This window comes from Pseudomonas reactans (assembly GCF_013385825.1).
GTDB lineage: Bacteria > Pseudomonadota > Gammaproteobacteria > Pseudomonadales > Pseudomonadaceae > Aquipseudomonas > Aquipseudomonas reactans.
The window spans coordinates 21841-23598 of sequence record NZ_JACAPG010000020.1; the positions used below are offsets into that span (position 1 = coordinate 21841).

Sequence of the window (1758 nt, forward strand, 5' to 3'; positions counted from 1 at the left end):
GCGAGCTAGGCGTAGTAGTCGACGGCGCTGGAACCGATCACGGTTGAGGTTACGGGTGCCACGGCGTCAGCCACATCAATGTGGCTGCCACTGTCGCCGTTATCCCCGCCACGTCCACCGCTGCGGCTCACGCCACCGGTCTGGGCCTGTTGCTGCTGTTGCTCCTGGCCACGGGACTGGTCGGACACATTCACATCCACCTGCCCCATGCCTTGCTGGGCGAACATCTCCCGCAAGCGGCCGGACTGGCTTTCCAACGCTTCACGCACCACCGGGTGAGCGCTCATGAAGTTGACCTGGGCTTGCTGGTCGGCGGTCATGTTGACCTTGATATCCAGGCGACCGAGTTCGGCCGGCTGCAACTGGATCTCCGCCGACTTGAGGTTGGCGCTGGACAGGTACATCACGCGGTTGACTATTTCGTCGGTCCAGCCGCTCTGGTGCATGGCCAACGGCGCATTGGTTACCGGCGGCAAGGCGTTGGCGGTTTTCGGCGTAGCGGCCTGGGTCAATGCAGCCAGGCGGTTGGCGAAGTCGTCGACACGGGTGTCGCTGCTGGCGTTTTTCAGGTCCTTGAGGCCGTCCTCGATCAACCCGCCGAAGGCCTTGTCACCGCCCGTGTCAGTGCTGTCTTTGGTGGCTTGCTGGTCGACCATATTGGCCAGGCCGGCGGCAAAGTTCTGTGCGGCGGTGGGTTGATCCTGGGTTGGCGCCGGGGCGGTTTTGGCCTGGGCCTGACTGCTGGCCGAGACGTGACCGCCCTGCTCCATCGCCAGGCGCACGGCGGGCATGGCGTCCAAAGGATCGGCTTCCGGGTCGAAGACTGGCTTGGCTTCCTCGGTGGCCGCGACGGGTGCCGCGACTACCGGCTGGGCCTTGTCATCCTTGGCTGTGGTGACAGGCGCCGGGGTTTCTACTGGCACTGGCACGGCTACCGGAGTGACGGTGGCAATCAGGGCCGGGTCGACCACCGGGTCAGCCGGAGGCTGCTGTACCAGGGTTGGATCGGTTGGCGCGTCGTCGTCCTTACTGGCGCTGTCGTCGGTCTTGGCTGGCGGGGTGGCAGGCAAGGTATTGCCGCTATCGGCAACGGCTGGCGTGCTGGTGGCAGGTTTGTCGCTGGCGTCGGAAGACTTGCCGGCGGCGGGCTTGGGCGAGTTGTCGTCGGCTTTGGCCGTAGGTTTGGAAGCCTGGTTGGCGAACACCTGAGCGAAGCCAGGGCCCTTGTCCCGTGGGTCCGCAGCCGCTGCCGGTGGGTTGGCAGCGGGCGCTTGAGGCTTGGCCGCGGGGGCAGCCTGAAGGAGCGAATTCGGGGCGACTGGCATAGGTAAAGGTCTCCACTGCATGGGGGTCGGGGATGCAGTATTGGGAGGTAGAGCAAGAGTTGGGCCAGGTTTGGGGTTTGGTGTGTATATCCGTTATTTGGGTAACGGCGGGTATTGGTTCCGCTCTTACAGCGGCTCACTTTTGAAAAGCGCAAAAGTAAGCAAAACGCTCTTGCCCCAACACTCGGCACCTCGCCTAGGCTCGGTGTGCCCGTAATCCGACAGTGATTTGGGGGGCCGCCTAAGATCAACATCAAAAGCAAGAGCACAGCGGNNGTGGTGTAGAGCAAAGGCAAAAGCCAACGCGGTCTTGTAGGAGCCGGCTTGCCGGCGATGGTCGTTAACGATGACGCGGGAAACCAGAATGAACGCGGCGCTCTCACGTTTTTCGCCGGCAAGCCGGCTCCTACAAGGACCGCGTATCCACGATGCG

1 protein-coding gene is annotated in these 1758 nt (G+C 63.4%); it reads right to left on the reverse strand.

The genetic code is table 11. The annotated features are described in order from the left end of the window. Positions 1-5: 5 nt before the first annotated feature. Complete coding sequence (locus HX868_RS22695) at positions 6-1325, reverse strand: flagellar hook-length control protein FliK (protein WP_177004434.1); 1320 nt, start codon at positions 1323-1325, stop codon at positions 6-8. Positions 1326-1758: the final 433 nt, after the last annotated feature.

What these genes read in the sequence shown, in the direction of transcription:
- HX868_RS22695 (WP_177004434.1), bottom strand. Translation starts at nt 1,325, where the DNA reads ATGCCAGTCGCCCCGAATTCGCTCCTTCAGGCTGCCCCCGCGGCCAAG.